The sequence below is a fragment of the Gramella sp. KN1008 genome, from assembly GCF_004332155.1.
Taxonomy (GTDB): Bacteria; Bacteroidota; Bacteroidia; order Flavobacteriales; family Flavobacteriaceae; genus Christiangramia.
Genome location: NZ_SJDV01000003.1, coordinates 87,244 through 113,393 on the forward strand (window position 1 = coordinate 87,244; position 26,150 = coordinate 113,393).

29 protein-coding genes and 3 tRNA genes are annotated in these 26,150 nt (G+C 39.3%); 14 read left to right on the plus strand and 18 right to left on the minus strand.

Translation table 11 applies throughout. The features are described 5' to 3' along the window. Positions 1-38 precede the first annotated feature (38 nt). The 3 genes from EZJ28_RS06155 to guaB are packed head-to-tail and all read left to right on the plus strand — an operon-like array spanning position 39 to position 2,583. Entirely contained in the window at positions 39-551 is a 513-nt protein-coding gene (locus EZJ28_RS06155) for an FMN-binding protein (RefSeq protein WP_131396010.1), read from the plus strand. Beyond that, a complete protein-coding gene (locus EZJ28_RS06160; protein ID WP_131396012.1) occupies positions 551-1,054 on the plus strand; it encodes a hypothetical protein in 504 nt (167 codons plus the stop codon). The genes EZJ28_RS06155 and EZJ28_RS06160 overlap by 1 nt, the downstream gene beginning before the upstream one ends. A 56-nt stretch (positions 1,055-1,110) precedes the next feature. Next, positions 1,111-2,583 carry an IMP dehydrogenase gene (gene guaB / locus EZJ28_RS06165; protein ID WP_131396014.1) on the plus strand — a complete coding sequence of 491 codons (1,473 nt, stop codon included), beginning with the start codon at positions 1,111-1,113 and terminating at the stop codon, positions 2,581-2,583. 66 nt (positions 2,584-2,649) lie between these two features. Here the strand turns inward: guaB and EZJ28_RS06170 are convergent, their stop codons facing one another. Together EZJ28_RS06170 and EZJ28_RS06175 are read right to left on the minus strand one after the other, a co-directional pair. Next, the gene (locus EZJ28_RS06170; RefSeq protein ID WP_131396015.1) at positions 2,650-3,192 is read right to left on the minus strand and encodes an OmpH family outer membrane protein; all 543 of its coding nucleotides are present in this window, start codon (positions 3,190-3,192) and stop codon (positions 2,650-2,652) included. Between the two features lie 74 nt (positions 3,193-3,266). Further along, positions 3,267-3,719, minus strand: coding sequence for an SRPBCC family protein (locus tag EZJ28_RS06175; protein WP_131396017.1), 453 nt, complete (start codon positions 3,717-3,719; stop codon positions 3,267-3,269). A 196-nt stretch (positions 3,720-3,915) separates the two neighbouring features. On the opposite strand from EZJ28_RS06175, the gene EZJ28_RS06180 reads away from it, so the two are divergent. The 4 genes from EZJ28_RS06180 to EZJ28_RS06195 all read left to right on the plus strand — a co-directional run bounded on the left by EZJ28_RS06180 (position 3,916) and on the right by EZJ28_RS06195 (position 9,680). Then, entirely contained in the window at positions 3,916-4,776 is an 861-nt protein-coding gene (locus EZJ28_RS06180) for a peptidyl-prolyl cis-trans isomerase (RefSeq protein ID WP_242670078.1), read from the plus strand. Further along, positions 4,739-6,187: a peptidylprolyl isomerase gene (locus EZJ28_RS06185; RefSeq protein ID WP_131396020.1), complete on the plus strand. Its 1,449-nt coding sequence runs from the start codon at positions 4,739-4,741 to the stop codon at positions 6,185-6,187. Before EZJ28_RS06180 ends, EZJ28_RS06185 begins: the two co-directional genes overlap by 38 nt. 6 nt (positions 6,188-6,193) lie before the next feature. Then, entirely contained in the window at positions 6,194-7,144 is a 951-nt protein-coding gene (locus EZJ28_RS06190) for a MoxR family ATPase (RefSeq protein WP_131396022.1), read from the plus strand. 268 nt (positions 7,145-7,412) lie between these two features. Further along, the gene (locus EZJ28_RS06195) at positions 7,413-9,680 is read left to right on the plus strand and encodes an aconitate hydratase (protein WP_131396024.1); all 2,268 of its coding nucleotides are present in this window, start codon (positions 7,413-7,415) and stop codon (positions 9,678-9,680) included. A gap of 132 nt (positions 9,681-9,812) precedes the next feature. On the opposite strand, the gene EZJ28_RS06200 is transcribed toward EZJ28_RS06195, so the two are convergent. Then, positions 9,813-10,175, minus strand: a complete 363-nt coding sequence (locus tag EZJ28_RS06200; protein ID WP_131396026.1) for a hypothetical protein — start codon at positions 10,173-10,175, stop codon at positions 9,813-9,815. A gap of 220 nt (positions 10,176-10,395) precedes the next feature. Here EZJ28_RS06200 and EZJ28_RS06205 point away from each other — a divergent pair, with 220 nt between their 5' ends. Beyond that, positions 10,396-11,157 (plus strand): S24 family peptidase, encoded by a 762-nt coding sequence (locus EZJ28_RS06205; protein WP_131396028.1) that lies wholly within the window; start codon positions 10,396-10,398, stop codon positions 11,155-11,157. A gap of 58 nt (positions 11,158-11,215) precedes the next feature. Then, the gene (locus EZJ28_RS06210) at positions 11,216-11,776 is read left to right on the plus strand and encodes a TlpA disulfide reductase family protein (RefSeq protein WP_131396029.1); all 561 of its coding nucleotides are present in this window, start codon (positions 11,216-11,218) and stop codon (positions 11,774-11,776) included. Here the strand turns inward: EZJ28_RS06210 and EZJ28_RS06215 are convergent. The 8 genes from EZJ28_RS06215 to EZJ28_RS06250 form a co-directional block, all read right to left on the minus strand. Next, on the minus strand, positions 11,763-12,914 hold the full coding sequence (locus EZJ28_RS06215; protein ID WP_131396031.1) for a lycopene cyclase family protein: 1,152 nt from the start codon (positions 12,912-12,914) through the stop codon (positions 11,763-11,765). The genes EZJ28_RS06210 and EZJ28_RS06215 overlap by 14 nt on opposite strands. Positions 12,915-12,927: 13 nt before the next feature. Continuing rightward, positions 12,928-13,377, minus strand: coding sequence for a sterol desaturase family protein (locus EZJ28_RS06220; RefSeq protein ID WP_131396033.1), 450 nt, complete (start codon positions 13,375-13,377; stop codon positions 12,928-12,930). A gap of 12 nt (positions 13,378-13,389) precedes the next feature. Next, entirely contained in the window at positions 13,390-14,229 is an 840-nt protein-coding gene (locus tag EZJ28_RS06225) for a phytoene/squalene synthase family protein (RefSeq protein ID WP_131396034.1), read from the minus strand. A 1-nt stretch (position 14,230) separates the two neighbouring features. Further along, positions 14,231-15,697 carry an NAD(P)/FAD-dependent oxidoreductase gene (locus EZJ28_RS06230; protein WP_131396036.1) on the minus strand — a complete coding sequence of 489 codons (1,467 nt, stop codon included), beginning with the start codon at positions 15,695-15,697 and terminating at the stop codon, positions 14,231-14,233. A gap of 16 nt (positions 15,698-15,713) precedes the next feature. Continuing rightward, the gene (locus EZJ28_RS06235; RefSeq protein ID WP_131396038.1) at positions 15,714-16,619 is read right to left on the minus strand and encodes a MerR family transcriptional regulator; all 906 of its coding nucleotides are present in this window, start codon (positions 16,617-16,619) and stop codon (positions 15,714-15,716) included. Between the two features lie 193 nt (positions 16,620-16,812). Further along, positions 16,813-16,896: transfer RNA gene (locus EZJ28_RS06240), tRNA-Leu, on the minus strand. Between the two features lie 74 nt (positions 16,897-16,970). Beyond that, positions 16,971-17,043, minus strand: a tRNA-Lys gene (locus tag EZJ28_RS06245). 29 nt (positions 17,044-17,072) lie between these two features. Next, positions 17,073-17,145 (minus strand) — tRNA-Lys (locus EZJ28_RS06250). A 126-nt stretch (positions 17,146-17,271) separates the two neighbouring features. On the opposite strand from EZJ28_RS06250, the gene EZJ28_RS06255 reads away from it, so the two are divergent. Further along, positions 17,272-17,793 carry a shikimate kinase gene (locus tag EZJ28_RS06255; RefSeq protein WP_131396039.1) on the plus strand — a complete coding sequence of 174 codons (522 nt, stop codon included), beginning with the start codon at positions 17,272-17,274 and terminating at the stop codon, positions 17,791-17,793. Here the strand turns inward: EZJ28_RS06255 and EZJ28_RS06260 are convergent. From EZJ28_RS06260 to EZJ28_RS06270, 3 genes are read right to left on the minus strand one after another with little or no spacing between them, the layout of a single operon-like run. Further along, entirely contained in the window at positions 17,785-18,282 is a 498-nt protein-coding gene (locus EZJ28_RS06260) for a phosphoribosyltransferase family protein (protein ID WP_131396041.1), read from the minus strand. The two genes, EZJ28_RS06255 and EZJ28_RS06260, sit on opposite strands and share 9 nt — an antisense overlap. 2 nt (positions 18,283-18,284) lie before the next feature. After that, positions 18,285-18,899 carry a methyltransferase domain-containing protein gene (locus tag EZJ28_RS06265; protein WP_242670079.1) on the minus strand — a complete coding sequence of 205 codons (615 nt, stop codon included), beginning with the start codon at positions 18,897-18,899 and terminating at the stop codon, positions 18,285-18,287. Beyond that, positions 18,853-19,260: an RNA-binding S4 domain-containing protein gene (locus EZJ28_RS06270; RefSeq protein WP_131396044.1), complete on the minus strand. Its 408-nt coding sequence runs from the start codon at positions 19,258-19,260 to the stop codon at positions 18,853-18,855. Before EZJ28_RS06270 ends, EZJ28_RS06265 begins: the two co-directional genes overlap by 47 nt. A gap of 80 nt (positions 19,261-19,340) precedes the next feature. On the opposite strand from EZJ28_RS06270, the gene EZJ28_RS06275 reads away from it, so the two are divergent. Continuing rightward, a complete protein-coding gene (locus EZJ28_RS06275; RefSeq protein WP_131396046.1) occupies positions 19,341-20,261 on the plus strand; it encodes an FKBP-type peptidyl-prolyl cis-trans isomerase in 921 nt (306 codons plus the stop codon). 49 nt (positions 20,262-20,310) lie between these two features. Here EZJ28_RS06275 and EZJ28_RS06280 read toward each other — a convergent pair whose 3' ends face one another. Further along, positions 20,311-21,090, minus strand: coding sequence for a hypothetical protein (locus EZJ28_RS06280; protein ID WP_131396048.1), 780 nt, complete (start codon positions 21,088-21,090; stop codon positions 20,311-20,313). A 42-nt stretch (positions 21,091-21,132) separates the two neighbouring features. Then, complete coding sequence (locus tag EZJ28_RS06285) at positions 21,133-21,834, minus strand: bifunctional 2-polyprenyl-6-hydroxyphenol methylase/3-demethylubiquinol 3-O-methyltransferase UbiG (RefSeq protein WP_131396050.1); 702 nt, start codon at positions 21,832-21,834, stop codon at positions 21,133-21,135. Here EZJ28_RS06285 and EZJ28_RS06290 point away from each other — a divergent pair. Further along, the gene (locus tag EZJ28_RS06290) at positions 21,834-22,325 is read left to right on the plus strand and encodes a YkgJ family cysteine cluster protein (RefSeq protein ID WP_131396052.1); all 492 of its coding nucleotides are present in this window, start codon (positions 21,834-21,836) and stop codon (positions 22,323-22,325) included. The two genes, EZJ28_RS06285 and EZJ28_RS06290, sit on opposite strands and share 1 nt — an antisense overlap. On the opposite strand, the gene EZJ28_RS06295 is transcribed toward EZJ28_RS06290, so the two are convergent. Together EZJ28_RS06295 and EZJ28_RS06300 are read right to left on the minus strand one after the other, a co-directional pair. Further along, positions 22,326-22,517: a PLDc N-terminal domain-containing protein gene (locus EZJ28_RS06295; protein WP_131396054.1), complete on the minus strand. Its 192-nt coding sequence runs from the start codon at positions 22,515-22,517 to the stop codon at positions 22,326-22,328. It abuts the gene before it with no gap. Between the two features lie 7 nt (positions 22,518-22,524). Further along, the gene (locus tag EZJ28_RS06300) at positions 22,525-23,760 is read right to left on the minus strand and encodes an exo-beta-N-acetylmuramidase NamZ domain-containing protein (RefSeq protein ID WP_165499038.1); all 1,236 of its coding nucleotides are present in this window, start codon (positions 23,758-23,760) and stop codon (positions 22,525-22,527) included. Between the two features lie 6 nt (positions 23,761-23,766). Between EZJ28_RS06300 and EZJ28_RS06305 the strand changes: the two genes are divergently transcribed. Both EZJ28_RS06305 and EZJ28_RS06310 read left to right on the plus strand, forming a co-directional pair. Continuing rightward, positions 23,767-24,999 carry an ABC transporter permease gene (locus tag EZJ28_RS06305; RefSeq protein ID WP_131396056.1) on the plus strand — a complete coding sequence of 411 codons (1,233 nt, stop codon included), beginning with the start codon at positions 23,767-23,769 and terminating at the stop codon, positions 24,997-24,999. Positions 25,000-25,084: 85 nt separating this feature from the next. Further along, on the plus strand, positions 25,085-26,065 hold the full coding sequence (locus tag EZJ28_RS06310; RefSeq protein ID WP_131396058.1) for a PLP-dependent cysteine synthase family protein: 981 nt from the start codon (positions 25,085-25,087) through the stop codon (positions 26,063-26,065). Positions 26,066-26,150 lie beyond the last annotated feature (85 nt).

The window sequence follows — 26,150 nt, forward strand, 5'->3', positions numbered from 1 at the left end:
TTTGGTATTTTAATTGTGTATAATTAAAAAAACAATCAATGATGGCTAAGAACTTATTAATTCTGGTTATTTCTTTACTAACTTTTACTGTAGGAGTAGATAAGACTCCAGGTAAAAAGATAGACAGGGAAGTGGAGCGTGCTTTTGATATTGAAAACCCCAGCTACAAAGGGGTCAAAGTACCTTCCGAAATAAAAACGCCATCAGATGTTTCAGCAAACAATTTTTTCAAGATCACCAAGAACAATGAGCTTGTGGGCTACGCCTACATAGATAAAGCTCCCAGTAAGACTGCACAATTCGATTATCTGGTTATATTTGACAAAAATCTGACTATTGCAAGAACCAAGGTTCTGGTTTATCGCGAAGAATATGGTGGTGAGATAGGAAGTACCAGGTGGCTGAAGCAGTTCACAGGTAAATCTGCAGGTGATGATCTGTATGATGTGGCTGCTATCTCGGGTGCTACCATTTCGGTGAGATCGATGAAAAATGCAGTTTCCGATATTCTCCAGAGCGTTAAGATTCTTAGGTCGAAGAACATTATTTAATGAATTACGACGGACTTCTTCTACGTTTACCCAATGAAATAAAATATTTTTTAGCCGTCTTTATACTCGTTCTGAGTGTAGGATATTTTACCGGTCTTCTTTTTGTTGCTCAAACAGAGACCACAAACCCTGATGGGATAGAAGAGAACTATCTTGGCAATGAGGATGATCCTGATGCCGAAGTGATGAAGTTCGAGAAGGGAGAGCGGGAGATGCTCACTATTATTCATACCCATGTTCTTTCCATGTCTTTTATCTTTTTTCTTTTTGGTGGAATCTTATTGATCACCAGGCTTCCTAAAAAACTTAAATTCTTTCTTATTATTGAACCTTTCTTTTCTATAATTGCCACTTTTGGTGGAATTTACCTTGTTTGGAAAGGATTTCTCTGGATGAAATATATTGTAATGTTATCGGGGTTGCTGATGACTGCTATCTTCACAGCGGGTGTGCTCATTATTTTTTATCAGATATTTTTTAAAAAGGAAATATTGAAGCCTTAAATCAGGTTTCTGATATTTAAAACGTATATTTGCATGCAATTAAATTCTTAATTGCAATGACCGCACACGAATCAAAAATACTTGGAGACGGGCTAACCTATGATGATGTTCTACTGGTGCCTAACTATTCAGATGTTCTTCCAAGACAGGTAAGTATTCAATCTAAATTCACACGAAATATTCCGATCAATGTTCCTATTGTTTCCGCTGCTATGGATACGGTAACCGAATCCAGGATGGCGATCGCTATGGCCAGAGAAGGAGGGATAGGAGTTCTTCATAAGAATATGACGATTGAGCAGCAGGCGCTGAAGGTGAGAAAAGTGAAACGTGCCGAAAGCGGAATGATCATAGATCCTGTGACGCTTCCTGTTACGGCAAAGGTTAGGGATGCCAAGGAGTCTATGAGAGAACACAGTATTGGAGGAATTCCAATAGTGGATGACGACGGTAAACTTATAGGAATCGTAACCAACAGGGACCTGCGATTTGAGAAGAATCTTAACCGGCCTATTTCTGAAGTAATGACCTCAGAGAACCTGGTGACCGTGTCTGAAGGTACCTCTCTTGAAGATGCCGAGGATATACTTCAGGAGAACAAGATCGAAAAACTTCCCGTAGTCAATAAAGATAATAAACTGGTTGGCCTCATTACCTTTCGTGATATCACCAAACTTACTCAGAAGCCTATGGCTAACAAAGATAGCTATGGTCGATTGAGAGTTGCTGCGGCTGTGGGTGTAACCGCCGATGCAGTTGACAGGGCTGAAGCTTTGGTGAATGCAGGTGTGGATGCCATAATTATAGATACGGCTCATGGACATACTAAGGGTGTTGCACATGTGCTTAAGGAAGTAAAGAGGAAATTTCCCGATTTGGAAGTGGTGGTAGGGAACATTGCAACCGCCGAAGCTGCCAAATATCTGGTAGAGGCTGGAGCCGATGCAGTGAAAGTAGGTATTGGTCCGGGTTCAATATGTACTACCAGAGTAGTGGCTGGAGTTGGATTTCCACAATTCTCAGCAGTTCTGGAAGTTGCAGCAGCCATAAAAGGTTCAGGAGTTCCTGTTATTGCTGATGGGGGTATTCGCTATACTGGTGATATACCTAAAGCCATTGCAGCAGGAGCTGACTGTGTGATGTTAGGATCATTGCTTGCGGGAACCAAAGAGTCTCCTGGTGAGACCATTATTTATGAAGGTCGTAAATTCAAGTCCTATAGAGGAATGGGTTCTGTGGAGGCTATGGAAAAAGGTTCTAAAGACAGGTATTTTCAGGATGTTGAAGATGATATCAAGAAACTTGTTCCTGAAGGAATCGTAGGTCGTGTGCCTTATAAAGGTGATCTGGAGGAAAGCATACATCAGTTTGTTGGTGGACTAAGAGCCGGTATGGGTTATTGCGGAGCTAAGGATATAGAAACTCTTAAGGAAACCGGTAGATTTATAAAAATCACCGCTGCGGGAGTGCACGAGAGTCATCCTCATAATGTTACCATCACCAAGGAGTCACCTAATTATAGTAGATAATCATAAGTTCAGATAAAAAAAAGCCTCACAAATCGTGAGGCTTTTCTTTTTGATATAAGAACCGGTTTAGTTTTCTACCGTATTATCCGGAGCCGGTTGCGGTTCCTTTGGTTCTATTCCTAATTTGTCCATAACTTTTAAGGTTATGTCGTCTTCAACTCTTGAAAAAGCCAGGTTGCCGGATCCGGCATGGAAGATCTGTGTGAAGCCTTCTGCTGCGATCACTTCCTTCATAGCTTTGTCTATTTTTTCATATAAGGGACTGGTAAGTTCATTCCTTTTCATTTGCATCATTACTGAAGCCTTTTGGCGGTAGTTTTTAATGCTGTTTTCCAGTCCTATGATCTTTTCTTCTTTTTGTTTTCTGATGGTATCTGTGAAACTTTCATTATTGGTTTGATAGTCCTTGACCAGAGTTTCGTACTCTTTAATGGTAGTTTCGAGGTCTGCCTGAAGTTCCTGGTTGTAGGCTTCCAGTCCTTTGTTAACCTCTATATTTTCTGGCATTTGAGAAAGAATATACTCGGCATCTATTGTGCCGATTTTAGATTGTGCATTTACCGAAAATGCTAAGAATGATAAGAGAAATCCTAAAGCTATTTGTTTCATTTTGAAATATTTTTTCGCAAATATAACAGGCTGAAGCATATATAGCCCTCTTTTATTCAGTAAAAAATTCCGGCTTATTCATTTAATACGCTTTTATCATTCTCAACAAAGGCTTTAAAATCCTGCATATACTTCCTGGATTGTTTTTTAAAGGCTCCCGGCATTACAAAACCGATTACTTTCATAAATCCACTGAACCTGAATTCATTTTCCGATATCCACTTAGTGTGATCTTCTGGAGTTTGGAGGAAGCGGTTACGTTGAAAATTGTAAACTCCTTTTGCTTCATAGGTCGCCATATATTCGTTGGGCAGGTTATTCTTTAAAACTGTTTCTTTCATCTCTATCTCGCGTTTTCCCATTTTATATTTCAAAAGGTTTTGCGAGCCATCGGCGCCGGGTTCCCCATTGATTGGCTTCATAAAGATGAAACCTTCCTGCCAGTGCTTCATATTGTCCGGGTTGGAAAACTTTTCAACTACTTCATTCCGGGGCCTCTTAATAGTTATTTCCTCGTAATATTTCATAATTGTTTGAATTGTAGTTTATTAAAGATAGTTTAGAATTAAATATTCCGAAAATTTATAATTTAAATCTTATGTTTTCGTTATGCCTTTAGCTTGCAGAACCTTAACTAATTCTTATTTTTGCCGGGATGAAGCCTGTTGATCATATGGAGGTTTCATCTGGCATTCAATTTGTGTGGTGCTAAAAAAATTGATTTTGAAGCGAAATTTAGTTGGATTCTTTTTTGGTCTGTTTTCACTACTGTTAGTGGGATGTGAATATTTTCAGCAATCAGACAACCGGAAGGTGGTAGTAAGGGTAAATGATTCTTTTTTATATGAGGAAGATATTAGAGCTCTTATAAATGATGATACTTCACCGGAAGATAGCAGTCTTATAGTATCTAACTACATTAATCGCTGGGCTACACAGCAATTGCTTATAGACAGGGCAGAGCTGAATTTACCGGAAGCGCAGCAAAGAGAATTCAACGATCTGGTGAGTAATTACCGGAATGAACTGTACACTAATGCCTATACTGAAGCGGTTGTTTCCAGAGATCTGGATACTTCGCTGAATAAAGATGAGATTAGTAATTATTACGAAGCGAACAAGGAAAATTTTATTCTGAATGAAGACCTGGTGAAGCTTCGGTATATAAATCTTGCCAGTAATAGTAATAATCTGGATGAGATCAAGCGTAAATTTATAAGGTTCAATCAGGAAGATCAGGACGATCTTACAAATATGGCCTTACAGTTTAAGAATTACTCAATGAACGATTCGGTTTGGGTGAAAACTAAATCGGTTTATAATAAGATTGGTCCACTTTCTGTAGAGGACAGAGAAAGACTGGTCAAGAAATCTAATTTCATGGAATTGCAGGATTCACTAAATGTGTATCTTGTGTACGTAAATGATGTTTTGACAAGAAATGAGCAGGCTCCTTTGGAATATGCCTCGGCGACCATTCGCGAAATCTTACTTAATAAGCGTAAACAGGCTTTAATAAAAGAATTAGAAAAAGAGATTACTAAAGATGCAATTAAAAATAATGAATTTGAAATTTTCAATTAAAACCGTACTTGCCGGCCTTTGTGTTATGATAACCACTGCTGTACAGGCGCAGGAGGTGATAGTTACTGATAGTACTTCCATTCAGCCGGATGCCGAAATTAAGAAGGTGAGCAAGGAGCAGCAGGGTAATCAGCGTACGAAGGTAGACGGGATCGCCGCGGTTGTTGGAGATTATATTATCCTGGAAAGTGATATAGACCTGATGTATAAGGATATGCAGAGCCAGGGGATTTCTACGGCAGAGGTGACCGATTGTAACCTTGCAGGTTCCCTTATGGAGAACAAGTTATACGCTCACCACGCCATTCAGGATAGTATCATTATTCCCGATTCACAGATAAATGGTATGATAGATCAACAGCTTCAGGGCTTTGTGCAGCAGGCTGGGTCTATGGATAAGATCCTTGAATTTTACAATAAGGATACTGAAGAGGAACTAAGAGAGGAGTTGTTCCGTATCAATAAGCAAAGACAGCTTGCGCAGCAGATGCAGCAAAAGATCATTGAAGATATAGAAGTTACACCCGAAGAGGTTAGGCAATATTTTAACCAGATGGAAGAAAAACCGATGTTCGGGACCGAGGTGGAACTTTCACAGATCGTTATTGAACCAGAGATCCCTGAGTCTGAAAGACAGAAGGTGGTGGATCGTTTGAATGAATTCAGATCTGATATTCTTGACAATGGTGCGAGCTTTTCAACTAAAGCAGTACTTTATTCCCAGGATCCCGGAACTGCCTCAGACGGTGGACGGATTACACTTACCCGAAAAGATCCTTTTGTAAAGGAATTTAAGGATGTGGCATTTAGTCTTCAGGAGGGAGAAGTGAGCGAACCTTTTGAAACTGAGTTTGGTTACCATATTATTCAGGTTGACAAGATAAGGGGGCAAACGGTGGAACTAAGACACCTTTTGCTTATTCCTGATGTAACCAATGCATCAGTTGAAGCTGCCCGTGCCGAGATAGATACCATAAGAAGCAAGGTTGTAGCCGGGGAACTTGAATTCGCAGCTGCTGCAAGAGAAGCTTCAGATGAAGAAGAGACCAGGAACGAGGGTGGTAAACTTATCAACCCCCGTACTGGAGACACCAGGTTTGAGCTTACCAAGATAGATCCGCAACTGTTTAAGCAGGTGGAAGGCCTTGAAGAAGGAGAGGTTTCTCTGGTGCTTACTCAACAAGACAGAACCGGAAGACCTCAGTTTAAAATTATTAAGGTTACTAAAAAGATTCCTGAGCATAAAGCCGATTATTCCACCGATTTTCAGAAGATCAAAGAACTTGCTCTGAGAGATAAACAACTGGATGCCATAGCAGAATGGCAGGAAGAAAAAATTTCAGACACTTATATCAAAGTTAATGGTAAATATCGCGATTGCGACTATACCAGTGACTGGGTGAAAAATTAGTATTATATGTCAGATGTGGCCCTTGTAGAAAAGCTGGTAAATAAGCACCGTGAACTCAAGAAAGAGATCGCCAAGGTGATCGTGGGTCAGGATGAAGTGGTGAACCAGATTCTTCTTTCTATCTTTTCAGGAGGCCACTCGTTGCTTATCGGGGTACCAGGTCTGGCAAAGACGTTAATGGTGAACACCATTTCCAAGGCCCTTGGGCTTAATTTTAAAAGGATTCAGTTTACTCCAGATCTTATGCCCAGTGATATTCTGGGGGCGGAGATCCTGGACGAGAACCGAAAGTTTAAATTTATCAAGGGGCCTATCTTCACCAATATTCTTTTGGCAGATGAGATCAACCGAACTCCGCCTAAAACACAGGCAGCCTTACTAGAAGCCATGCAGGAGAGGGCGGTCACCGTTGCAGGTCATCATTACAAGCTGGACCTTCCTTATTTTGTTCTGGCCACCCAGAACCCTATAGAGCAGGAAGGCACCTATCCATTGCCGGAAGCGCAGTTAGACAGGTTCATGTTTGCCATCAATCTGGATTATCCAAGCTTTGAGGAAGAGGTGGATGTGGTTAAAAGTACAACTTCAGACTATGTGCAGCAGGTAAACTCCCTGTTCACTGCAGAGGAGATCCTGGAAATTCAGCACGTTATAAGAAGGATCCCGGTCCCTGATAATGTGATAGAATATGCAGTCAGGCTCGTAGGGAAAACACGCCCTTCCAGTGATGCATCAGATCTTGTAAAGAACTATGTTGACTGGGGTGCAGGTCCTAGGGCGTCGCAAAACCTGATCATGGCTGCCAAGACCCATGCAGCGGTAAATGGGAAGTTCTCCCCGGACATTGAAGATGTTCAGGCTGTATCATTCGGAATTCTTCGCCACAGGATCATTAAGAACTATAAGGCCGAGGCCGAAGGGATCTCTGAAGAGGATATTATCAGGAAACTATTCTAAACTATTTTCATTCAATTTATTTACCTGATTTCCGCCTTTTTAACTAATTCATATTTGGTCTAAACAACTGAATTTTTAAAAATCATCATTCTTTTTATCAAATTCTCAATTTATCATCTATATATTGAGTTTTATTGAAATTATAATGACCATTTTTATAATTTTGAAAATTATTTCCAGTATTTCCTTCCTAACGCTTGTAATTTTCAAAATCGTTTCAAAATCCTTATTTTTGCAAGACTTTTTTAGAATATAAATTAAACATAGTATGGCATACGATATTGATATGATTAAGAAGGTTTATGGCCATATGGCCGATCGTGTGAACAAAGCACGTGAGGTCGTTGGAAAACCTTTGACACTTTCAGAAAAGATCCTTTATTCTCACTTATGGGACGGTGAAGCAACAGAAGCTTATACCAGAGGAAAAGATTATGTAGAATTTGCACCAGACAGGATCGCTTGTCAGGATGCGACTGCGCAGATGGCACTTTTGCAATTCATGCAGGCAGGAAAGAAAAAGGTTGCTGTTCCTACAACTGTACACTGTGACCACCTAATCCAGGCTAAAATGGGAGCTGCCATAGACTTGCAGGCCGCGAACAAATCAAGTAGTGAGGTTTTTGATTTTCTGGAATCAGTATCTAATAAATACGGAATTGGTTTCTGGAAACCCGGAGCAGGGATCATACACCAGGTGGTACTTGAAAACTATGCGTTCCCGGGAGGTATGATGATAGGTACCGATTCACACACTGTTAATGCCGGTGGGCTAGGTATGGTCGCTATTGGTGTTGGTGGAGCAGACGCGGTAGACGTAATGGCCGGAATGGCCTGGGAGCTTAAATTCCCTAAACTTATTGGAGTTAAATTGACCGGAAAACTTTCAGGTTGGACCGCTCCTAAAGATGTGATCTTAAAGGTTGCTGGTATTCTTACCGTTAAGGGTGGTACCGGTGCCATTATTGAATATTTTGGAGAAGGTGCACGCTCAATGTCATGTACAGGTAAAGGAACCATTTGTAACATGGGTGCTGAGGTGGGTGCAACTACTTCAACTTTTGGATATGATGACTCTATGGAGCGTTATCTAAAGGCTACCAACCGTGCAGATGTTGCTGAGGCTGCTAACGAAGTTCGTGAGCACCTTACTGGTGACGATGAGGTATATGCAGATCCTGAAAAATATTTCGATCAGGTGATCGAGATCAACCTTTCGGAGTTGAAGCCTCACCTTAACGGGCCATTCACTCCAGACCTTGCCACTCCAATTTCTGAAATGGGAGAAAAAGCCAAAGAGCATGACTGGCCTATCAATGTAGACTGGGGTCTTATTGGTTCATGTACCAACTCTTCATATGAGGATCTTACAAGAGCTGCTTCTATTGCAAAACAGGCGGTAGATAAAAAAGTAAAAGCGAAATCTGATTTCGGTATTAACCCGGGATCGGAACAAATTAGATATACGGCAGAGAGAGACGGGCTGCTTCAAATCTTTGAAGATCTTGACGCGACTATCTTTACCAATGCCTGCGGGCCATGTATCGGTCAATGGGATCGTTCAGATAGAAAAGGTGATGAGAAGAACACTATTGTTCATTCTTTTAACCGTAACTTCTCTAAGCGTGCCGATGGTAACCCGAATACTCACGCATTCGTAGGCTCTCCGGAAATGGTTGCGGCAATTGCAATTTCAGGTAGGCTGGATTTTGACCCGACTCGCGATAAGTTAATGAACGAGGATGGTGAGGAAGTAATGCTTGATGAGCCACAGGGAATTGAACTACCAACAAAAGGCTTCGCAGTAGAGGATGCAGGTTATGTTGCTCCTAAAGAAGATGGAAGTGATGTGGAGGTAAAAGTTGCTGAAGACAGTGAAAGACTTCAGTTGCTTACTCCATTTGAGCCATGGGATGGTAAAAATCTTACCGATGCGAAGTTACTTATCAAGGCTCATGGTAAATGTACTACAGACCATATTTCAATGGCTGGTCCATGGTTAAGGTACAGAGGTCACCTTGATAATATTTCTAACAACTGTTTGATTGGTGCTGTGAATGCTTTCAATATGAAGACGAACTTTGTTAAGAACCAGATGACAGGAGAGTATGATGGGGTGCCGGCAGTACAGAGAGAGTACAAGGCAAATGGAATTCCTACGGTAGTTGTTGGAGATCATAACTATGGGGAAGGTTCTTCTAGAGAGCATGCAGCTATGGAACCAAGACACCTGGGTGTTAAGGTTGTGTTGGTGAAGTCTTTTGCTCGTATTCACGAAACAAACCTTAAGAAGCAGGGTATGCTTGCGCTTACTTTTGTGAATGAGAATGATTACGATCTTATTCAGGAGGACGATACCTTCAACTTTGTAGATCTTGAGAATTTCGCTCCGGATACTCCGTTAACTATTGAGATCGTTCATGCTGACGGGTCTAAGGATACTATTAAGGCAAACCATACGTATAATAAACCGCAAATTGAATGGTATAAGCATGGTTCAGCGCTTAATCTTATCAAGAAGCAAAACGCGGCATAAAAGCCTATTCTGATATAAATAAAAAAACCTCGGGATTATTTACCGGGGTTTTTTATTTAGGCTTATACAAAAATTACATACCTAAAAAATTACCTTATTCCTTTTCCAGGTAATATTTAGAAATTTAATCAACTAGACTTCTTCCGAAAGATAGTTCTCTATCTCATGTTTTTGCTTTAACAGCATGTCTACAACAGGTTTCGGGATATTCGGTGTGTAGAGAGCGTCATAGTATAAACTAAGATTTTTGAATTCCCATTTAGTCACGATATTCCAGTCTTTTGGTTCAAAATAGAATATCAGCCTGGAACTTCCATGATTTATCTTTGAAATCGAATAAAACATTGCTTTTTCGGCTAAAAGACCCTTTCTATTTCGTACCTTACCTAGGCTGTCATCAAGTTCAGTCTTTATTTTTTTTCTTCTTGTAGATCTTTCAATGCAGATGCTCTTCCTGCTCTCATCTGTAGTACTAAGCACATCATATAAGTTCAAGATATGATTATTACAACATCCAAGCTTAGATAGTCGTGAAAAGAGTAAAAAAGAATTCATTTGGAAAAAAGTTGTATGGTAATTTAAACTTTTTCAATAATGAGAAGTATGATCGATTAACACTATAAATTATAGGTTAAACCGTAATTATTATTTTTAATTATATATCATTTTAGAAATAAATGGATGCCCGTTATTTGGGGTATAAAGTAGATACGGTATGAATACAAGAGTTGAGATAGGGAAAAGAATTAAGAAACTAAGGCAGGAAAATAACCTGTCTCAAACCAATGTTGCCGAAATTTTATTTATCACCCAGGCGGCCTATTCCCTGATAGAAAACTCACAGAATGGAATTGTAGCAGAACATTTGGTTAAGTTAAGTAAATTATATGATGTTTCTGCTGATTATATTCTTACAGGCGAGGATAATTATATTAAAATAGGACGTGAATCTGGTTTTATTCCCCTTCTTCGCACCCATGCCCATGCCGGGTTTATAAAGGCAATGACTAAGGATAGTTTTTATGATATAAAAGATTGGTTCCGTATCCCCGGTTTCAATCCATCTGAAGAACAGCTGTTGTTTGAAGTTGAAGGTAATAGTATGGCTCCCACGCTTTTTGCAGGGGATGTATTGGTTTGTCAGCTTCAGCATAATACAGACAAGATCCTGGATGGTTCGGCGGTGGTGCTTATAACCGTGGAAGGGATCATGGTAAAAAGATTAAGAAGGGACAAGGATTCGGAATACTGGATGGTTGAAAATGATAATGAGGCTCATGGTGAGATAGACAGGTTGAATAAAGATGATGTAAAAAAGATTATGATGATAAGTGGAAAAATTAGCAGTGTTCTTGTACCTCACTCGGTAACAGATGGAAAAGCCAGGATGCAGAATCTGGAAGATAGTGTAGAAACCTTAAGAAAGGAATTGTTGGATATGAATAAGAAGTTAAATTCTGTTACCAATAATAAGTAAATAAAAGGCTTTAGACTGGTACAAATTTTTTATTTCTTTACGCTATAGAAGTGAAGCTATGAAAATCTTTAAAAACCAGTGGTCCAATATAATATTAATTGTACTAATCCTGGCAATGATAATTCCGCAGACCAGGAAGCCGATCCAGATATTTGTAAATAAGCTTATTTCATTTGCGCCGTCCGTGAATGATGAAGAAGACCGGGTAAAAATAGCCGATTATAACTGGGTGCTGGAAAATGACGGAGGGAAAAGAGTCGAGTTTTCTCAGTTTGAGAACGAGGTAATCATAGTAAACTTTTGGGCAACCTGGTGTCCGCCCTGTATTGCTGAAATGCCAAGTTTTCAGGAACTGTATGAGGATTATCAGGATAAAGTGACCTTTCTTTTCATTTCAGGAGAACAACATGAAACGGTGGATAATTATATGAAGAGAAAGCGATTCAGCCTCCCTTCTTATAAAATGCTTACCAAAGCGCCCGACCCAATGGATGGACGAACCCTTCCTACTACCTATGTTATTTCAAAAGACGGAAGTATTGTGATAGATAAAGTGGGGGCGGCCGACTGGAATAGTGAAAGTTTCAGGAAAACCCTGGATAAACTTATCGCCGACTAGATAACAGCTTTCTGAAAAATGATTTTATAAATTCGGGATGATAAAGGGAGAGCATGATCTTTAAATTCTCTGAAAAGCTGGTTTCCTCATCCAGGAACCTGAAAATATCCTCCATCGAATTCTTTGTATAGAACTTAGTGAATAGTCTTTCCCCCAGATCATTCCTTCTGGCAAGAACGTCCAGGAAAATTGAATCGTACTGAGCGAAATCTTTATTAAAAAGGCCCTGAGAAGGAGAGACCCCGCTCTTTATGTTCTGAATAAGCTGTTCCACTTTTTTCTCTGTAGTCTTGAAGGAATAGCCTGATGAGGCTTTTACCCATCCGCCTCCGGTTCCTATTTTCGTGATATAGGCTGAGTTTTCCTTATGAAATGGATAATCGGTCATAGGAATTATACCTGTCTCTGTTTCCCGAATTTCCCAGGTTTTAAGATTGAGGATCTGCCTGATGTATTTTTCCAGCATTTCATCATACACCTCCTCTTTTGTAAGAAAAGGGGTAAAGAAGGTAAATTCGACTAAAGCTTTATTCCTGGTTAATGGCAGTAAATAGGTGAAACTGGTTGAATCCTCATATTTCAGGCGGAAGTCCATTATCGTAAAAATATCAGGATCAAAGATATTTTCCTGAGTTTCTATGATCCAGCCTTTAAAATGCTGGTAAAGGACTGTATGTTTGCCTTTGGCTTTATAATGATCATCTGGACGGCTATCGAAGAAATGTGTCGCAGTATAATTAGCTTTTTGTCCTATAGCTGCTCTGGTTACAGGATCTATCTTTTCAATTTTGTCATTTATAAAAACGAATTCTTCGGTTTTATCCAGTTTCTTTTTTACCGACTCGTAAAAATCGGCTGAGCGTATCATATTATAAGTATAATCTCCCAGATTCAGTATCTCTTCAGTTTCTGAAGAAAAAAAACCGGTTTTTTTCCAGGATTTATGAATGAGATCATCCCATTTACCAGGACTGTTTTGCCAAAAGCACCATGTTTTGTCATTTTCGATCTTAGCCTGTGGCTCTATAATGGCTATTTTTTTTCCTTTGAAGAAGACGTCATTACTGATGCGGGAGGCCAGCTGAAGACCTGCCAGACCACCACCCACAATAATGTAGTAATAATCTGGCACTAACATTTATAGGAGTATCTTATTTTTTGAAATATTTGAAAGGTACGAAAAGCATTCCGAAACACTCCCCATCTTCTTTTCCCAGATGCTTGTGATGTATCTTATGAGCCCTTCTTATTCCCTTGGCGTAACGGTTATTCGCATTTCTGAATATCTTGAAACGCTGATGTATAAAAATATCATGGACCGTGAAATAGGTGATTCCATACGCGAGAATTCCAAGTCCTATTGGAAGACCTATCCAGACACCTTCGTATTTCCATAGCAAAAAGCATCCAATACTAACCAGAGCATAAAAGACAAAGAAAAGATCATTTCTTTCCCACCAGTTGCTATGATCCTTTTTGTGATGATCCTTGTGTAATTTCCATAAGAATCCATGCATAATATATTTGTGAGTGAACCAGGCCATTCCTTCCATCATAATGAAAGTTCCCAGAAAAACGGCGATCCAAAGTAAAACATTCATAGTTCTATGTTTTTAAATGAGGTTCAGTCTGTAAGAAATATACGATCTTGCCAGCAGACCGGCCTTTTCGTAATTAGGAACACGAATCCTTCGCTTTCTTATTTCCAGAGACGGAATCCTTTTAAGTTTTTGTAATAATTTTTTATAATATATATATGCCGTATAAACTCCAAATTTTGCTTCCACGGGTAAATGAGCTATACCTTTTAACCCGTTATGAAAATCTTCCTCTATTTCCCTTATGATCTGTTCTTTGTTGATCTCGTTCAGCTGAGATAAATCTACATTTGGGAAATAACTACGGCTAAGATCGTCATAATCTGCTTTCAGATCTCTTAAAAAGTTTACTTTTTGAAATGCAGATCCCAGGCTCATGGCAGAATCTTTTAGTTCTTCATATCTTTTCCTGTCTCCCTTTACAAAAACCTTCAGGCACATGAGGCCTACTACATCTGCACTTCCATAGATATAGCAACGGTATTCCTCCATGCTGCGATATTCGGTTTTATAGAGATCCAGTCTCATACTGTTCATAAAAGCCTCATAAAGATCTTTCTCTATTCCGTACCTGTGTACTGTTTCCTGGAATGAATTGAGGATTGGGTTGAGAGATATCCTGTCTTTGACAGCTTTATAAAGATCTTTTTCAAAATTATTGAAAAGTTCTTCTTTATCATAATCATGAAAAGTATCTACGATCTCATCGGCAAGGCGAACGAAACCATAAATGTTATAAATATCCTGCCTTATTGAAGGCGCCAGCATTTTGGTTGCTAGAGAAAATGAAGTACTGTACCGATTAGTCACCAATCGGCTGCAGGATCTGGATACATTGTCAAAAATAGCTTTCATATTAATTTTTTTCATTTTTTTCAATCAGGCCGGCAGCCAGTTTGCCGGAGATCAATGATGGAGGAACTCCGGGTCCGGGGACGGTTAACTGTCCGGTAAAATATAATTGGTCAACTTTCTTGCTTTTTATCTTTGGTCTTAAAAAGGCCGTTTGGAAAAGAGTATTGGCCATTCCATATGCATTGCCTTTATAAGAATTGTAATCGTTCTTAAAATCATTTACGCAAAAAGACTCTTTAAGGATTATATTATCCCTTACTTTTTGACCGGTAAGTCTTTCAAAACGCTTCATTATAATATCAAAATAGTGTTCCCTTATCTGGTGGGTATCCTCGAGGTCGGGGGCCAGGGGTATAAGGAATATTCCGGCTTCCATTCCTTTAGGCGCGCAGGTCTCATCGGTCTGGGATGGGAAACTGGCATAGAACAGCGGTTCTGCAGGCCAGGCAGGTTGATCATAAATATTTTCAGCGTGTTTTTTGAAATTACTATCGAAGAATAGACTGTGGTGAGAGACATTCTTCAGTTTTTTATTAAATCCTACATAGAAGAGCAGCGATGAGGGGGCAAAAGTCTTTTTGTCCCAGTATTTTTCAGAATACTGCCGTAGTTCATTTGGTAATAGTTGTTCCGAATGGTGGTAATCGGCTCCGCTTAGGACAATATCACAGTAATGAGCCTGTCCTTTAATTACGACCCCTTTGGCTTTTCCTTTTTCGGTAATAATACTTTCCACCGGGGAATCAGTATGAAATATCACTCCAAGAGATTCGGCTAGTTGCTGAATAGCTTCAATAACCTTGTACATTCCTCCTTTAGGATGCCAGGTGCCCAGTCCAAAATCTGCATAATTCATGAAGCTGTAGAATGCCGGGGTATCGCTTGGTTTAGCTCCAAGAAAAAGAACAGGGAATTCCAGGATCTGGCGCAATTTTTCACTCTTAAAATCCTTTCGTACTTCTGTGCTGATATTGGTGAAAAAGCGCCCGAGTCTTTTTGTGGTTTCCGGGGTTACCAGTTCAAGGGGGGAAACTCCCGGACGGTATACAAGGTCTTTAATTGCTATTTCATAATTATCCCGGGCTCTGGAAATGAATTTTTTAAGCTTTGCAGCACTCCCTCGTTCTTCTTCCTCGAAGTTGCTATAGATCTGTTCCAGACTCCCGGGGATGCTGATGCTTTTTCCTTCTCCAAAAAATACCTCGTAGGCAGGGTCCAGTTTTTCAAGCGAATAATATTGAGAAGGAGTTTTACCAAAATCGGCAAAGAACCTTTCAAAAACATCCGGCATCCAGTACCAGGTAGGACCTATATCAAAGGTGAAGCCGTCCTTCTTCAACTGCCTTGCCCTGCCACCAACAGTGCTGTTCTTTTCGAAGACTTCTACACTGTTACCTGCTTGAGCAAGATAACAGGATGCAGCCAGCGACGAAAAACCCGAACCAATAATATATATCTTTCTGGACATCTGGTTAATTTGTTATTTAAAGTGTATTGGTAAAATCGGGAATAGAGGTATATACTTTTATATTGTCTGATAACTCCTCAGTCTCTATTTCCCTGGTACGTTGACCAAACAACAGAAGCTCCCTTTGCTTTTTCTTACATACCTGCTTCTGGAACTTATCTATAAATTCGTGAATGTTTGTGTTAGTAGGGGATACGGTAAGATAACTAATAAAAATTAAATTGTCGTGCTTGTCCAGAAGATAGTCTATATTCTCAAGAGGTAAACTTGGTCCCAGATAGATCGCATTTCTCCCTGCAGCCAGTAATTCGTAATTAAGATAAAGAATTCCCAGATCGTGAATTTCATTATCAGGTAAAAAGAGCACATACATCTTTTCATCTCCGGACTCTATTGGATTCGAAAATTTCAATTCCGAAATGTTGAGATATATCTTTTGCTTGATTAGCTCGGTAATATAATGTTCATGTATGGGTTTAATAGTATCGGTTTGCCATAGCATTCCAATTTCATCAAGTAGGGGCAGAAAGACATCATGGAAAACTTCTCGGAAGGTCTTTTTTTCTCTTAGTTTATTATAGGTGTTCTGAAATAACCTTTCATCAAAATTCATCATGGCCAGTTTAAAGGCATTCCTGGACCGGTTTTCTTCACTGGCTGATGCCGAGATACGTTGCACCAGATTGTTGATCTCTTCTTCTTTCATCTTGGAAATTCGGGAGATCTTATAACCGTGGGAATTCAGGAAAGCTATATTGAGAAGCTTTTGCAGGTTGTCACCATCATAAGTTCTAATATTTGTATCAGTCCTTTCAGGATGAAGAATATTATAGCGTTTCTCCCAGATCCTTATTGTATGAGCTTTTATTCCACTTAGGTGCTCAAGGTCCTTAATACTAAAATTTTGTTTAATATGTTCCATAGTAATGAATAGAAGTTAAACAAATCTAAACATTACCGGCATAAGTTCAATGTATTAAAATGTTAAAATGTTTAATATAGTAGTTAAAAAATTAAACAAAATTAGAGAAGGATAAAAAAATAAGCCTTTACGGCTTTACAAGAGGAGGGAAAAAATGTGAGTATTAATAACGAAATTTCTTAAGGTAATTAAGTGCCCGAGGCGGGAGTCGAACCCGCACGCCCTAATGGACACATGGCCCTCAACCATGCCTGTCTACCAGTTCCAGCACCCGGGCGAAAAATATCATCGGGTAAAACTAAAATCAGTTCTATAAACCGATAAAATTGTATCTGGGTTGATACAAATTAGTGATCTGGCTGGGGCTCGAACCCAGGACCCTCTCCTTAAAAGGGAGATGCTCTACCAACTGAGCTACCAGATCTAAAACAAAATCAAAAATGAACTTAATTGTGATCTGGCTGGGGCTCGAACCCAGGACCCTCTCCTTAAAAGGGAGATGCTCTACCAACTGAGCTACCAGATCAATAAAAAACATCCGTTTTTTTGCGAATGCGGGTGCAAATATACATTCATTAATTTATTTTTCAAGGCTAATTTGCTATAATTTTATCATAGTTTTGCCTTCGTCTCATTATAAGCATATTATCAAATGAAAATTTTTCTTTTAGGGTATATGGGCTCCGGAAAAACCTATATAGGAAAGCAACTTGCTGAACGTCTCGGTTCCAGATTTATAGATCTTGATGAGCAGATAGAAAAAAAGCAGGGGGCAAGTATTTCTGAAATCTTTGAAAAAAGGGGAGAAGTATTTTTTAGAAAAATAGAAAGACAGATGCTTGAAGAGGTATTACGATCTGATGTTTCTTCTGTAATATCTCTTGGTGGGGGAACACCCTGTTATGGAGATAATATGGATGTCATAAAAAATACAGATAATGCCACTACTATTTATCTTAAGTGGGATATAGCAACACTTACCGAACGCTTATTTACCGAAAAGGATCACCGGCCCATGATAAGTCATTTGGAGACCAGGGAAAAACTGGAGGAGTTCATAAGGAAACATTTATTTGAAAGAGGTTTCTATTATAATCAGAGCGAACACATCATTGACTGTAATTCAAGATCTCCTGAAGAAATTATCCATCAAATAAATGAATTGCTAGGATAATTCCACTCTCTCATTATTCTTTTCCAGACTTACCTTTACGGTTTCACTGAGGGAAGTTGAAAGAGAGAGCCCTTTAAAATCTGCCTTTACGGGATATTTCTTGTGGTTCCGGTCTACGAGGACCGCTGTTCTGAACTGCTTAAGAGGGACTTCCAGAAAGTGTCTAACTCCGTAGATAAGGGTAGTTCCGGAATTAAGAACATCGTCTACCAGAATAATAGATTTATTCTGATATTCATCACTGCTCAGAGAAGTTCTAACTTCACCAAGCGGATTCTTTTTGTCAATTTCCACCTTGCATAGTGAAATAGCGAGCGGCGAGATCTGCTTGAGTTCTTTTTCCAGCTTTTTTGCAAGTTCAAATCCATTATTTGCTATGCCTGCAATGATAACTTCCTTTTCATCAATATTACTCTCATAGATCTGATAGGCAATGCGACGAATTTTATGTTTTATCTGTTCTCCGTTCAGGATTGGATGTTTCTTCATTTTTAATTTTTTATGAATTTAAAGAATAACTCATTTCCCTGTCGGGGCTTGATCGAGTTATAACATCTTTCTAAAATATCGATTTTGAAGTACTTGCTAAAATACGTTAAATATTCTTCTCTGCTACCTCCAAAAGGAGGGCCTTCACCAGTCAGTTTAAACTCAAAGAACACTCCTGCAATCCTGCCATCTTTCGAGAGAAGGTCATGGCATTTTCTGGCATATTTCGCTCTTCTTTCTACCGGAATGGCGCAAAAAAAAGTTTGTTCCAGGATAAGATCGTAGGTGCCGGTAAGGCTAAAGAAATCCTTCTGGATCAGTTGCACTTTTGGGAATCCAGGGACGCGCTTCTTAAAGTTTTCGATAGGTTCAGGAACTATATCACAAATAAAAACATTGGTAAAACCATTGGTAAAAAGATATTCGGCTTCATAGGAATTTCCTGCTCCCGGGATTAGTATTTTAAGTTCCTTATTACCAAGTTGGTCTATATATTCTTTAATAGGAGTGGACACATGGCCAATATCCCATCCGGTTTTATTTTCCCGGTATCTGGCAGACCAGAATTCACTATTCACGCTCTTCATCTTTCTTTTCTTCCCTGTTTTCCCTTGCATTATCAAACCATTCATCTATATCACGGCGATCCTTTTTGGTAGGTCTGCCGGTTCCTTTCTTTCTATAATAGTCTTTGGAATATTTTAAAAGATCGAGCTTTTCAAAAGCTTCCTTGGGAGTTACATCGTGTACATAAATATTTACAAGCTTCGCGCCCAGACGACTTTTAGGAAGGTCCAGTATTTCAAGTTCATAATTGATCTGGTTTTTTCTAACCTTCAGCTTATCGCCGGGAAAGACTTCTTTAGAAGGTTTAAGAATTTCATCATTTAGCCTCACTTTTCCCTGCTTACAGGCATTGGTGGCAATGCTTCTGGTCTTGAAATAGCGTACACACCATAAAAATTTATCAACTCTCATAATTTGACCTCTAAATCACCGTTCATTTTAAAGCAAAAATACAAGATTATTGTATCTTGCGGCTCCTAAATAAAATTCGAATGAGATTAAACAAAATTTTTGCGATTTGCCTTATGGCTTTTCTTGTTTTTTCATGTGATAAAGATGATGATAATGGTGTTGAATTGATTCCTCCCAGAGATCGTGGAGAGGTAGCTATTGAAGATGATCAGGAAATAATAGAATATCTGAATACTCATTTTTATAATTATGAGGAGTTTGAGAATCCTGCTGAGAATTTCGATTATAATGTGAGATTTGATACTATCGCAGGAGATAATGCTGATAAGACCCCCCTTATAGATTCAGAGAACCTTATTACTAAAACAGTGAATTATGAAGGTGTAGATCAGCAGATCTATATCCTGAAGGTAAGAGAAGGGGAAGGGCAACAGCCAACTTTTACTGATTCTACTTTGGTTGCTTATAAGGGACAGCTATTAAATTCCAGCGTTTTTGACAGTAATCTTAAATCGCCGGTCTGGTTCAATCTGTCGGGTTATGAAGTGAGAGGTTCAAATGGAATTGTTTCTACAGTTGGAAATGTTATAAAGGGATTTTCGGAAGGACTGGAAGAATTTCGTGCCTCTACAGGCTATGAAGTTCAGGCCGATAATACGATTAAATGGAATAACGATTATGGAATTGGAGCTATATTCATTCCTTCAGGTCTGGGATATTTTTCCTCTGGAAGAGCTTCTATCCCTGCTTATTCGCCTCTAATCTTTTCCATTAACCTTTATCATGTGAATGAAGCCGACCATGACAGGGATGGAGTTCCTTCTTATATGGAAGACCTGGATGGAGATGGAGATCCCTTTAATGATGATACTGATGGAGATGGCATAAGTAATCATTCAGATCCTGATGATGACGGGGATGGGAAACCTACTAAAGAAGAATTAGGTGATAAGAATGGGGATGGAATACCAGATTATTTAGATCCCGATATTTTTGAATAAAATGAAAGACTTATAAAAAAAAATCCCCCGGTAATACCAGGGGATTTTTTTATTTTCCTCCAACCGATTGGAGGTCGTCTATACAAAGCTGATCTAATTCGGGAATTCCTGTGCCGTTGATTACGTCAACTACTCCGCTTCCAAATTCGATAGAAGCTTTCATAAGGCAGCCATCTGTTATACAATGCCCCTGATTTTCCGAATCTTCATGGTCTGAAACCGGTTCTGTACCAAGATCAACAAGACCGAATAAATGTCCGAATTCATGGTTTAAGGTTGCAGCCTCTATGGTTGCTCTGCTGGTCCCTCCATTTCTACTGGAAAATTCTTTAATGGTTTTTTCGTAAATCACCATGGACGTGTTTCTAAAAGCCGATCCAAGTACAAATTTATCATTACTGTCTTTTTCACTACTGCCATCAGCAAAATAGATCCAAACAGCTATTTCATCTCCGGCATTATAAGCAGTTCGTTCTTTTTTCTCTATCTCCACTATCTCGTCGATATCGAATGGAGCCTGGCCGGAAGAGCTCACTGATCTCTGGGTAATACGGATGCCATCAGGCTTATAAGTCCTTTGCTTAAGAAAATTACTGAAATTACTTATAGCTTCCTCTGCTGGTTTATTCCCTTCAACATATACAATTTCAATATTCATAGATGTGAAATTCACATCACTCAACAAATCGGTTGCAGAAGCACCAAGAGTCTTAAGATTAGCCGTACGGTTTACACCTCCATTCGCTGGATCATTTGGATCCTCTGTAGAACATGAAAATACAAAAGCGATAGAAACAAAAAATATAAGTAGTTTTTTAAATCTTCTCATGATTAATTTTATGCTTGTGGCAAAAATATGAAAAATAGTGAGTTAGAGTGGTTTTAATACAGCCAGGTAGTCAAAATGGCTTCCCTTATCGGCGATCTTACAGCTAAAATTATTTTCTTCGGCCTTTTTTCTTAACAAATTCGGGTCTATATATAGCCAGTCAAAGAAATCTGATTGGTAATCTTTATAGCTCAGCTGAAATTGCAGTTCTCCATAATATTGTTCCTGTTCAGGTATTTCGTCATCATATAAGTAGATAAGGTCTGAAGAGTCTAATAATATCTGGCCTTCAGCTTTTAATAATGTTCTTGAATGCTCAAAGAAATCTTTCAGGTTTTGTAGTTTGCCTATGATCCCGCTCCCGTTCATCAGCATAAGAATGGTGTCAAATTTCTCATGTTTCAGCTTGAAGAAATCCTGACAAACAGCATTCTTGAGCCCCCGCTTCCGTGCAATTTCTATGGCCCCGGCAGAGGTGTCTATTGCCATGCAATCCAGATTTCTGTTATTCTCAAGGTAAAGGCTATGGCTACCTGCACCGCAACCTACATCCAGCACTTTTCCTTTACATAGTTCTAGAGCCTTTTTTTCCAGAGGCGGCATTTCTTCAAAATTTCTGAAGAGATAGTCTATAGGGATAATGTCATCCTCAAAATCTGGAGAATGAACATTGATATCTGTCCTGTCATTATCCTCGTAAAATGCTTTGATGGCTTTGCCGAATATATCCTTATTTTTGCCCAATGGATGAATTTCTTAAAAGTTTACCGGAAAAAGCCAAAGATAAGAAGAAGGAGAATAGGAAGTTCTTTTCTAAGCTGAAGAAAAGAACGCCTAAAAATCTTGATTCCCTAATGCTGGAACTGCATGAAGAGGAGTTTAAGCGCACGGATTGTCTTGAATGTGCCAATTGTTGTAAAACCACCGGGCCGTTATTTACTCAAAAAGATATTGAAAGGCTTAGCAAACATTTTAGAATGAAGCCAGGGGAATTTATTGATACTTACCTGAGGCTTGATGAGGAGAATGACTATGTACTTCAGCAGGTGCCCTGTCCGTTTCTGGGTGAGGATAATTATTGTTCAGTTTATGAAAAAAGACCGAAGGCCTGCCGAGAATATCCCCATACCGATCGCAAGGATTTTCACAAGATATCAAATATCACCATTAAGAATACGGCGATCTGTCCTGCTGCTTACAATATTGTAGAGGAGATGAAAAAAAGGATAGGTTGATTATCTAATTCTTCTTCCCAAAAGAAAATAGATCAAGGAGCCAATGATAGGCGCCAGAATGATCAAGATGAGCCATAATAACTTTTCTGTTAGGCTTAATTTCTTCTGGAAAATATCGATAACCGCCCAGATCACTATGACCACAGTCAGAATGATAAGGATGGAGATGAAACTCATCAAAAAAGTATCCATTCACAGCTTATTTATAGAGCAGGTATTTCTTTCTCATTTCGCGGTACTCCTCTAATCCTGTTTGCCAGGTTTTCTTGATCTCTTCGGCGCTTAAACCTTCCTCGATCTGTTGCTGAAGTTTTTCAGTCCCCGCAAGTTTGGTAAAAAACTGATTAAAGAACTCATCTTTTGACGAAGTGTGATTATATGCTTCAATTAACCATTCCAGATTTATAGAATTAAGTTCAGGACTTTTTGAAAGGTCTTTTCCGTAGCACTCGGTTCCTTTATGTTTCGGGTTTTGTGCTCCATCCATCGGTTGGGGAGTATAGGAATAGGAGTAATATTCGTTATCCAGAAATGGGGAGCCGAATACCTGGAACTGTTTGCTGGTGCCACGACCCGCATTTACATTGGTACCTTCAAAGAAACATAAACTGGGATAAAGGTTAATGGATTTATCATTCGGTAAATTGGGCGAGGGTTTTACGGGAAGCGAATAAGCCATGGAATGATCGTAATTCTCCATTTTTATAACCTGAAGCTTACATTTTGATCCGTTGCCGAGCCAGTTCTCTCCATTTATCATTTGGGCATATTCACCAATTGTCATTCCGTGAACAACAGGGATGGGATGCATGCCCACAAAACTTTTATGTTCTTTTTCGAGAATAGGTCCGTCTATATAAGAACCGTTAGGATTAGGTCTGTCCAGAACCAGTAAAGGAATGTTGTTTTCAGCACAGGCCTCCATAATATAATGTAAGGTGGAAATATAAGTATAGAATCTCGCGCCCACATCCTGGATATCGAAAATAAGGATATCTACATCTTCCAGAACCTCGGCTGAAGGTTTCTTATTTTCACCATAGAGCGACACGACCGGCAGCCCTGTTTTGGTATCCGTTCCGTCTTTCACAACCTCTCCGGCATCAGCGGTTCCACGAAATCCGTGTTCGGGAGCGAATACTTTTGTGATCTGAATATCATGCTTTAAAAGTGAATCAACCAGATGTATATAATCACCTTTTTCAGTTTTTATGATTGAAGTCTGATTGCCAATAAGCCCTATCCTCTTATCTTTAATAAGAGGGAGATAGGCCTGGGTCTTATTCGCTCCTATAGTAATTTCAGTATTTTCGGTCTGTTCTTTTTCTGAACTAAGTGTTTGAGATTCAGTGTTATTCTCTTTCCTTGAGTTTCCGCAGGAAAGGATTCCGCTAAGAAGGAATAAAAATGTAATTTTGGGCAATCCCTTAATCATGATATCTTGAATTTCGAGTATTTTGTTGTTAAACGGCTAATAAGCACAAAAAAGTATAAAAGTAGCATATCTGCTCCTATAATAAAAATAGCAATTACGGCTATTGCGATAGGGGTGATCATGATGCTTGTATCTTTTGCTACCGGCCTGGGACTGCAGGAAAAGATAAGAGATAAGATTGCCGCTTTTAATGGTCATATCAATATTTCCAGCTACGATAATAATAGTTCCAAGGTTTCTCTTATACCTGTTTCTACTGAACAGGATTTTTATCCCGAATTCAAAAGCGTTGAGGGTATCGAGCATGTGCAGGCTGTAGCTACCATTTTTGGGGTTATACGTACCGAAACTGATTTTGAAGGAGTAATTGTAAAAGGGGTTGGAGAAGATTATAAATGGGACTATTTTAAAGATTTTATTACGGCTGGTCAACTTCCTGATTTCACCTCCAAGCTTAATGACCAGATTCTTATTTCTGAATATCTTGCCAATCGGCTTCAGCTAAAAGTAGGGGACAGGGTGCCTACTTATTTTCTGCGGGAAAACAGCGAGCGACCTTTAGTTAGGGGCTTTGAGGTAAGCGGGATCTATGATTCGGGATTTCAGGAATTCGACGAACTTTATCTTATTGCTGATATTCGGCATATACAGCGGATCAATGATTGGGAGGAAAATGAAGTAGGGAACTTTGAAGTTTTTGTTGAGGATTTCGATGAACTGGACCAAAAGGGAAATGAAGTCTATGAAAATACTGGCTCGTTCCTGGATACCCAGACCATAAGTCAGAAATATTACTCCATTTTTGAATGGCTTTCACTTTTCGATTTTAATATTGCCCTGATCATAGGTATCATGATCCTGGTGGCTGGTATAAATATGATAACCGCTCTACTAGTGCTTATTCTGGAGCGAACTCAGATGATCGGGATCTTTAAGGCCCTTGGAGCTGGTGACTGGAGCATCAGGAAGATCTTTCTTTACAATGCAGCCTATCTTATTATCCTTGGACTGTTCTGGGGGAATCTGATTGGCATTGGAATGCTGGCACTTCAGAAATACTTTAAACTAATTCCTTTGGATCCGCGTACTTATTATGTTACCGAAGTTCCTATATACCTAAACTGGGATTATATTCTTTTCGTGAATATTGGTACATTAATCTTATGCATGCTAATGCTGCTTATACCTTCGGTGATCATTTCCAAAATATCTCCCGTTAAAGCCATAAAATTCGAATAAATTTTCGACCAATACATTAAGCGGATATAATACTTGGGTTTAGGCTTCAGGATTTTTTTACATTTGCAGTCCTTAAAAAATAAAAATGGAATACGCTGAAAATATATTAGGTACCATTGGTAATACTCCTTTAGTAAAGATGAATAAGATCGTGAAGGATATTGATGCACTGGTACTTGCTAAATATGAAACCTTTAATCCTGGAAACTCGGTAAAAGATCGGATGGCCGTAAAAATGGTAGAAGATGCTGAGAAGAAAGGTCTTTTAAAACCTGGAGGGACCATTATTGAAGGTACTTCGGGAAACACGGGGATGGGTCTTGCGCTGGTGGCTATCGTAAAAGGTTACAAGATGGTATGTGTAATGAGTGATAAGCAGAGCAAGGAAAAAATGGATATTCTTAGGGCCGTTGGTAGCGAAGTGATCGTGTGCCCTACAGATGTCGCTCCCGATGACCCACGTTCTTACTATTCAACTTCAAGAAGACTGGCCGAAGAAACTCCAAATTCCTGGTATGTGAATCAGTATGATAATCTTGCGAATGCAAGAGCCCATTACGAATCCACTGGTCCGGAGATATGGAAACAAACCGATGGAAAAGTAACTCATTTTGTGGTTGGTGTAGGGACCGGAGGAACTATTTCGGGAGTGGGAAAGTACCTGAAAGAACAGAATCCGGATATCAAAGTCTGGGGAATAGATACCTATGGGTCGGTATTTAAAAAGTATCATGAAACAGGAATATTCGATGAGAACGAAATATATCCGTATGTGACCGAGGGGATAGGAGAGGATATCCTTCCCAAGAATGTGGACTTTAGTGTGATTGATGGTTTTACCAAGGTGACTGATAAGGATGCGGCCGTATATACCAGAAAACTGGCCAGAGAAGAGGGGTTTTTCCTTGGGAACAGTGCCGGTGCTGCTGCGAAAGGCTTACTTCAGTTAAAGGACAATTTCAAAAAAGACGATGTGGTAGTGGTTCTTTTTCACGATCACGGAAGTCGTTATGTAGGAAAGATGTATAACGATGAATGGATGAAGAAAATGGGATTTATTGAATAGGTGGATCATCCTGATAACAAAAAAAGACCTGCCATATGGCGGGTTTTTTTATACTAAGAAAATACTAAAGACGGGATGATTATTT

What these genes read in the sequence shown, in the direction of transcription:
- EZJ28_RS06155 (WP_131396010.1), top strand. Translation starts at nt 39, where the DNA reads ATGATGGCTAAGAACTTATTAATTCTGGTTATTTCTTTACTAACTTTT.
- EZJ28_RS06160 (WP_131396012.1), top strand. Translation starts at nt 551, where the DNA reads ATGAATTACGACGGACTTCTTCTACGTTTACCCAATGAAATAAAATAT.
- guaB (WP_131396014.1), top strand. Translation starts at nt 1,111, where the DNA reads ATGACCGCACACGAATCAAAAATACTTGGAGACGGGCTAACCTATGAT.
- EZJ28_RS06170 (WP_131396015.1), bottom strand. Translation starts at nt 3,192, where the DNA reads ATGAAACAAATAGCTTTAGGATTTCTCTTATCATTCTTAGCATTTTCG.
- EZJ28_RS06175 (WP_131396017.1), bottom strand. Translation starts at nt 3,719, where the DNA reads ATGAAATATTACGAGGAAATAACTATTAAGAGGCCCCGGAATGAAGTA.
- EZJ28_RS06185 (WP_131396020.1), top strand. Translation starts at nt 4,739, where the DNA reads ATGCAATTAAAAATAATGAATTTGAAATTTTCAATTAAAACCGTACTT.
- EZJ28_RS06190 (WP_131396022.1), top strand. Translation starts at nt 6,194, where the DNA reads ATGTCAGATGTGGCCCTTGTAGAAAAGCTGGTAAATAAGCACCGTGAA.
- EZJ28_RS06195 (WP_131396024.1), top strand. Translation starts at nt 7,413, where the DNA reads ATGGCATACGATATTGATATGATTAAGAAGGTTTATGGCCATATGGCC.
- EZJ28_RS06205 (WP_131396028.1), top strand. Translation starts at nt 10,396, where the DNA reads ATGAATACAAGAGTTGAGATAGGGAAAAGAATTAAGAAACTAAGGCAG.
- EZJ28_RS06210 (WP_131396029.1), top strand. Translation starts at nt 11,216, where the DNA reads ATGAAAATCTTTAAAAACCAGTGGTCCAATATAATATTAATTGTACTA.
- EZJ28_RS06215 (WP_131396031.1), bottom strand. Translation starts at nt 12,914, where the DNA reads ATGTTAGTGCCAGATTATTACTACATTATTGTGGGTGGTGGTCTGGCA.
- EZJ28_RS06220 (WP_131396033.1), bottom strand. Translation starts at nt 13,377, where the DNA reads ATGAATGTTTTACTTTGGATCGCCGTTTTTCTGGGAACTTTCATTATG.
- EZJ28_RS06225 (WP_131396034.1), bottom strand. Translation starts at nt 14,229, where the DNA reads ATGAAAGCTATTTTTGACAATGTATCCAGATCCTGCAGCCGATTGGTG.
- EZJ28_RS06230 (WP_131396036.1), bottom strand. Translation starts at nt 15,697, where the DNA reads ATGTCCAGAAAGATATATATTATTGGTTCGGGTTTTTCGTCGCTGGCT.
- EZJ28_RS06235 (WP_131396038.1), bottom strand. Translation starts at nt 16,619, where the DNA reads ATGGAACATATTAAACAAAATTTTAGTATTAAGGACCTTGAGCACCTA.
- EZJ28_RS06255 (WP_131396039.1), top strand. Translation starts at nt 17,272, where the DNA reads ATGAAAATTTTTCTTTTAGGGTATATGGGCTCCGGAAAAACCTATATA.
- EZJ28_RS06260 (WP_131396041.1), bottom strand. Translation starts at nt 18,282, where the DNA reads ATGAAGAAACATCCAATCCTGAACGGAGAACAGATAAAACATAAAATT.
- EZJ28_RS06265 (WP_242670079.1), bottom strand. Translation starts at nt 18,899, where the DNA reads ATGCAAGGGAAAACAGGGAAGAAAAGAAAGATGAAGAGCGTGAATAGT.
- EZJ28_RS06270 (WP_131396044.1), bottom strand. Translation starts at nt 19,260, where the DNA reads ATGAGAGTTGATAAATTTTTATGGTGTGTACGCTATTTCAAGACCAGA.
- EZJ28_RS06275 (WP_131396046.1), top strand. Translation starts at nt 19,341, where the DNA reads ATGAGATTAAACAAAATTTTTGCGATTTGCCTTATGGCTTTTCTTGTT.
- EZJ28_RS06280 (WP_131396048.1), bottom strand. Translation starts at nt 21,090, where the DNA reads ATGAGAAGATTTAAAAAACTACTTATATTTTTTGTTTCTATCGCTTTT.
- EZJ28_RS06290 (WP_131396052.1), top strand. Translation starts at nt 21,834, where the DNA reads ATGGATGAATTTCTTAAAAGTTTACCGGAAAAAGCCAAAGATAAGAAG.
- EZJ28_RS06295 (WP_131396054.1), bottom strand. Translation starts at nt 22,517, where the DNA reads ATGGATACTTTTTTGATGAGTTTCATCTCCATCCTTATCATTCTGACT.
- EZJ28_RS06300 (WP_165499038.1), bottom strand. Translation starts at nt 23,760, where the DNA reads ATGATTAAGGGATTGCCCAAAATTACATTTTTATTCCTTCTTAGCGGA.
- EZJ28_RS06310 (WP_131396058.1), top strand. Translation starts at nt 25,085, where the DNA reads ATGGAATACGCTGAAAATATATTAGGTACCATTGGTAATACTCCTTTA.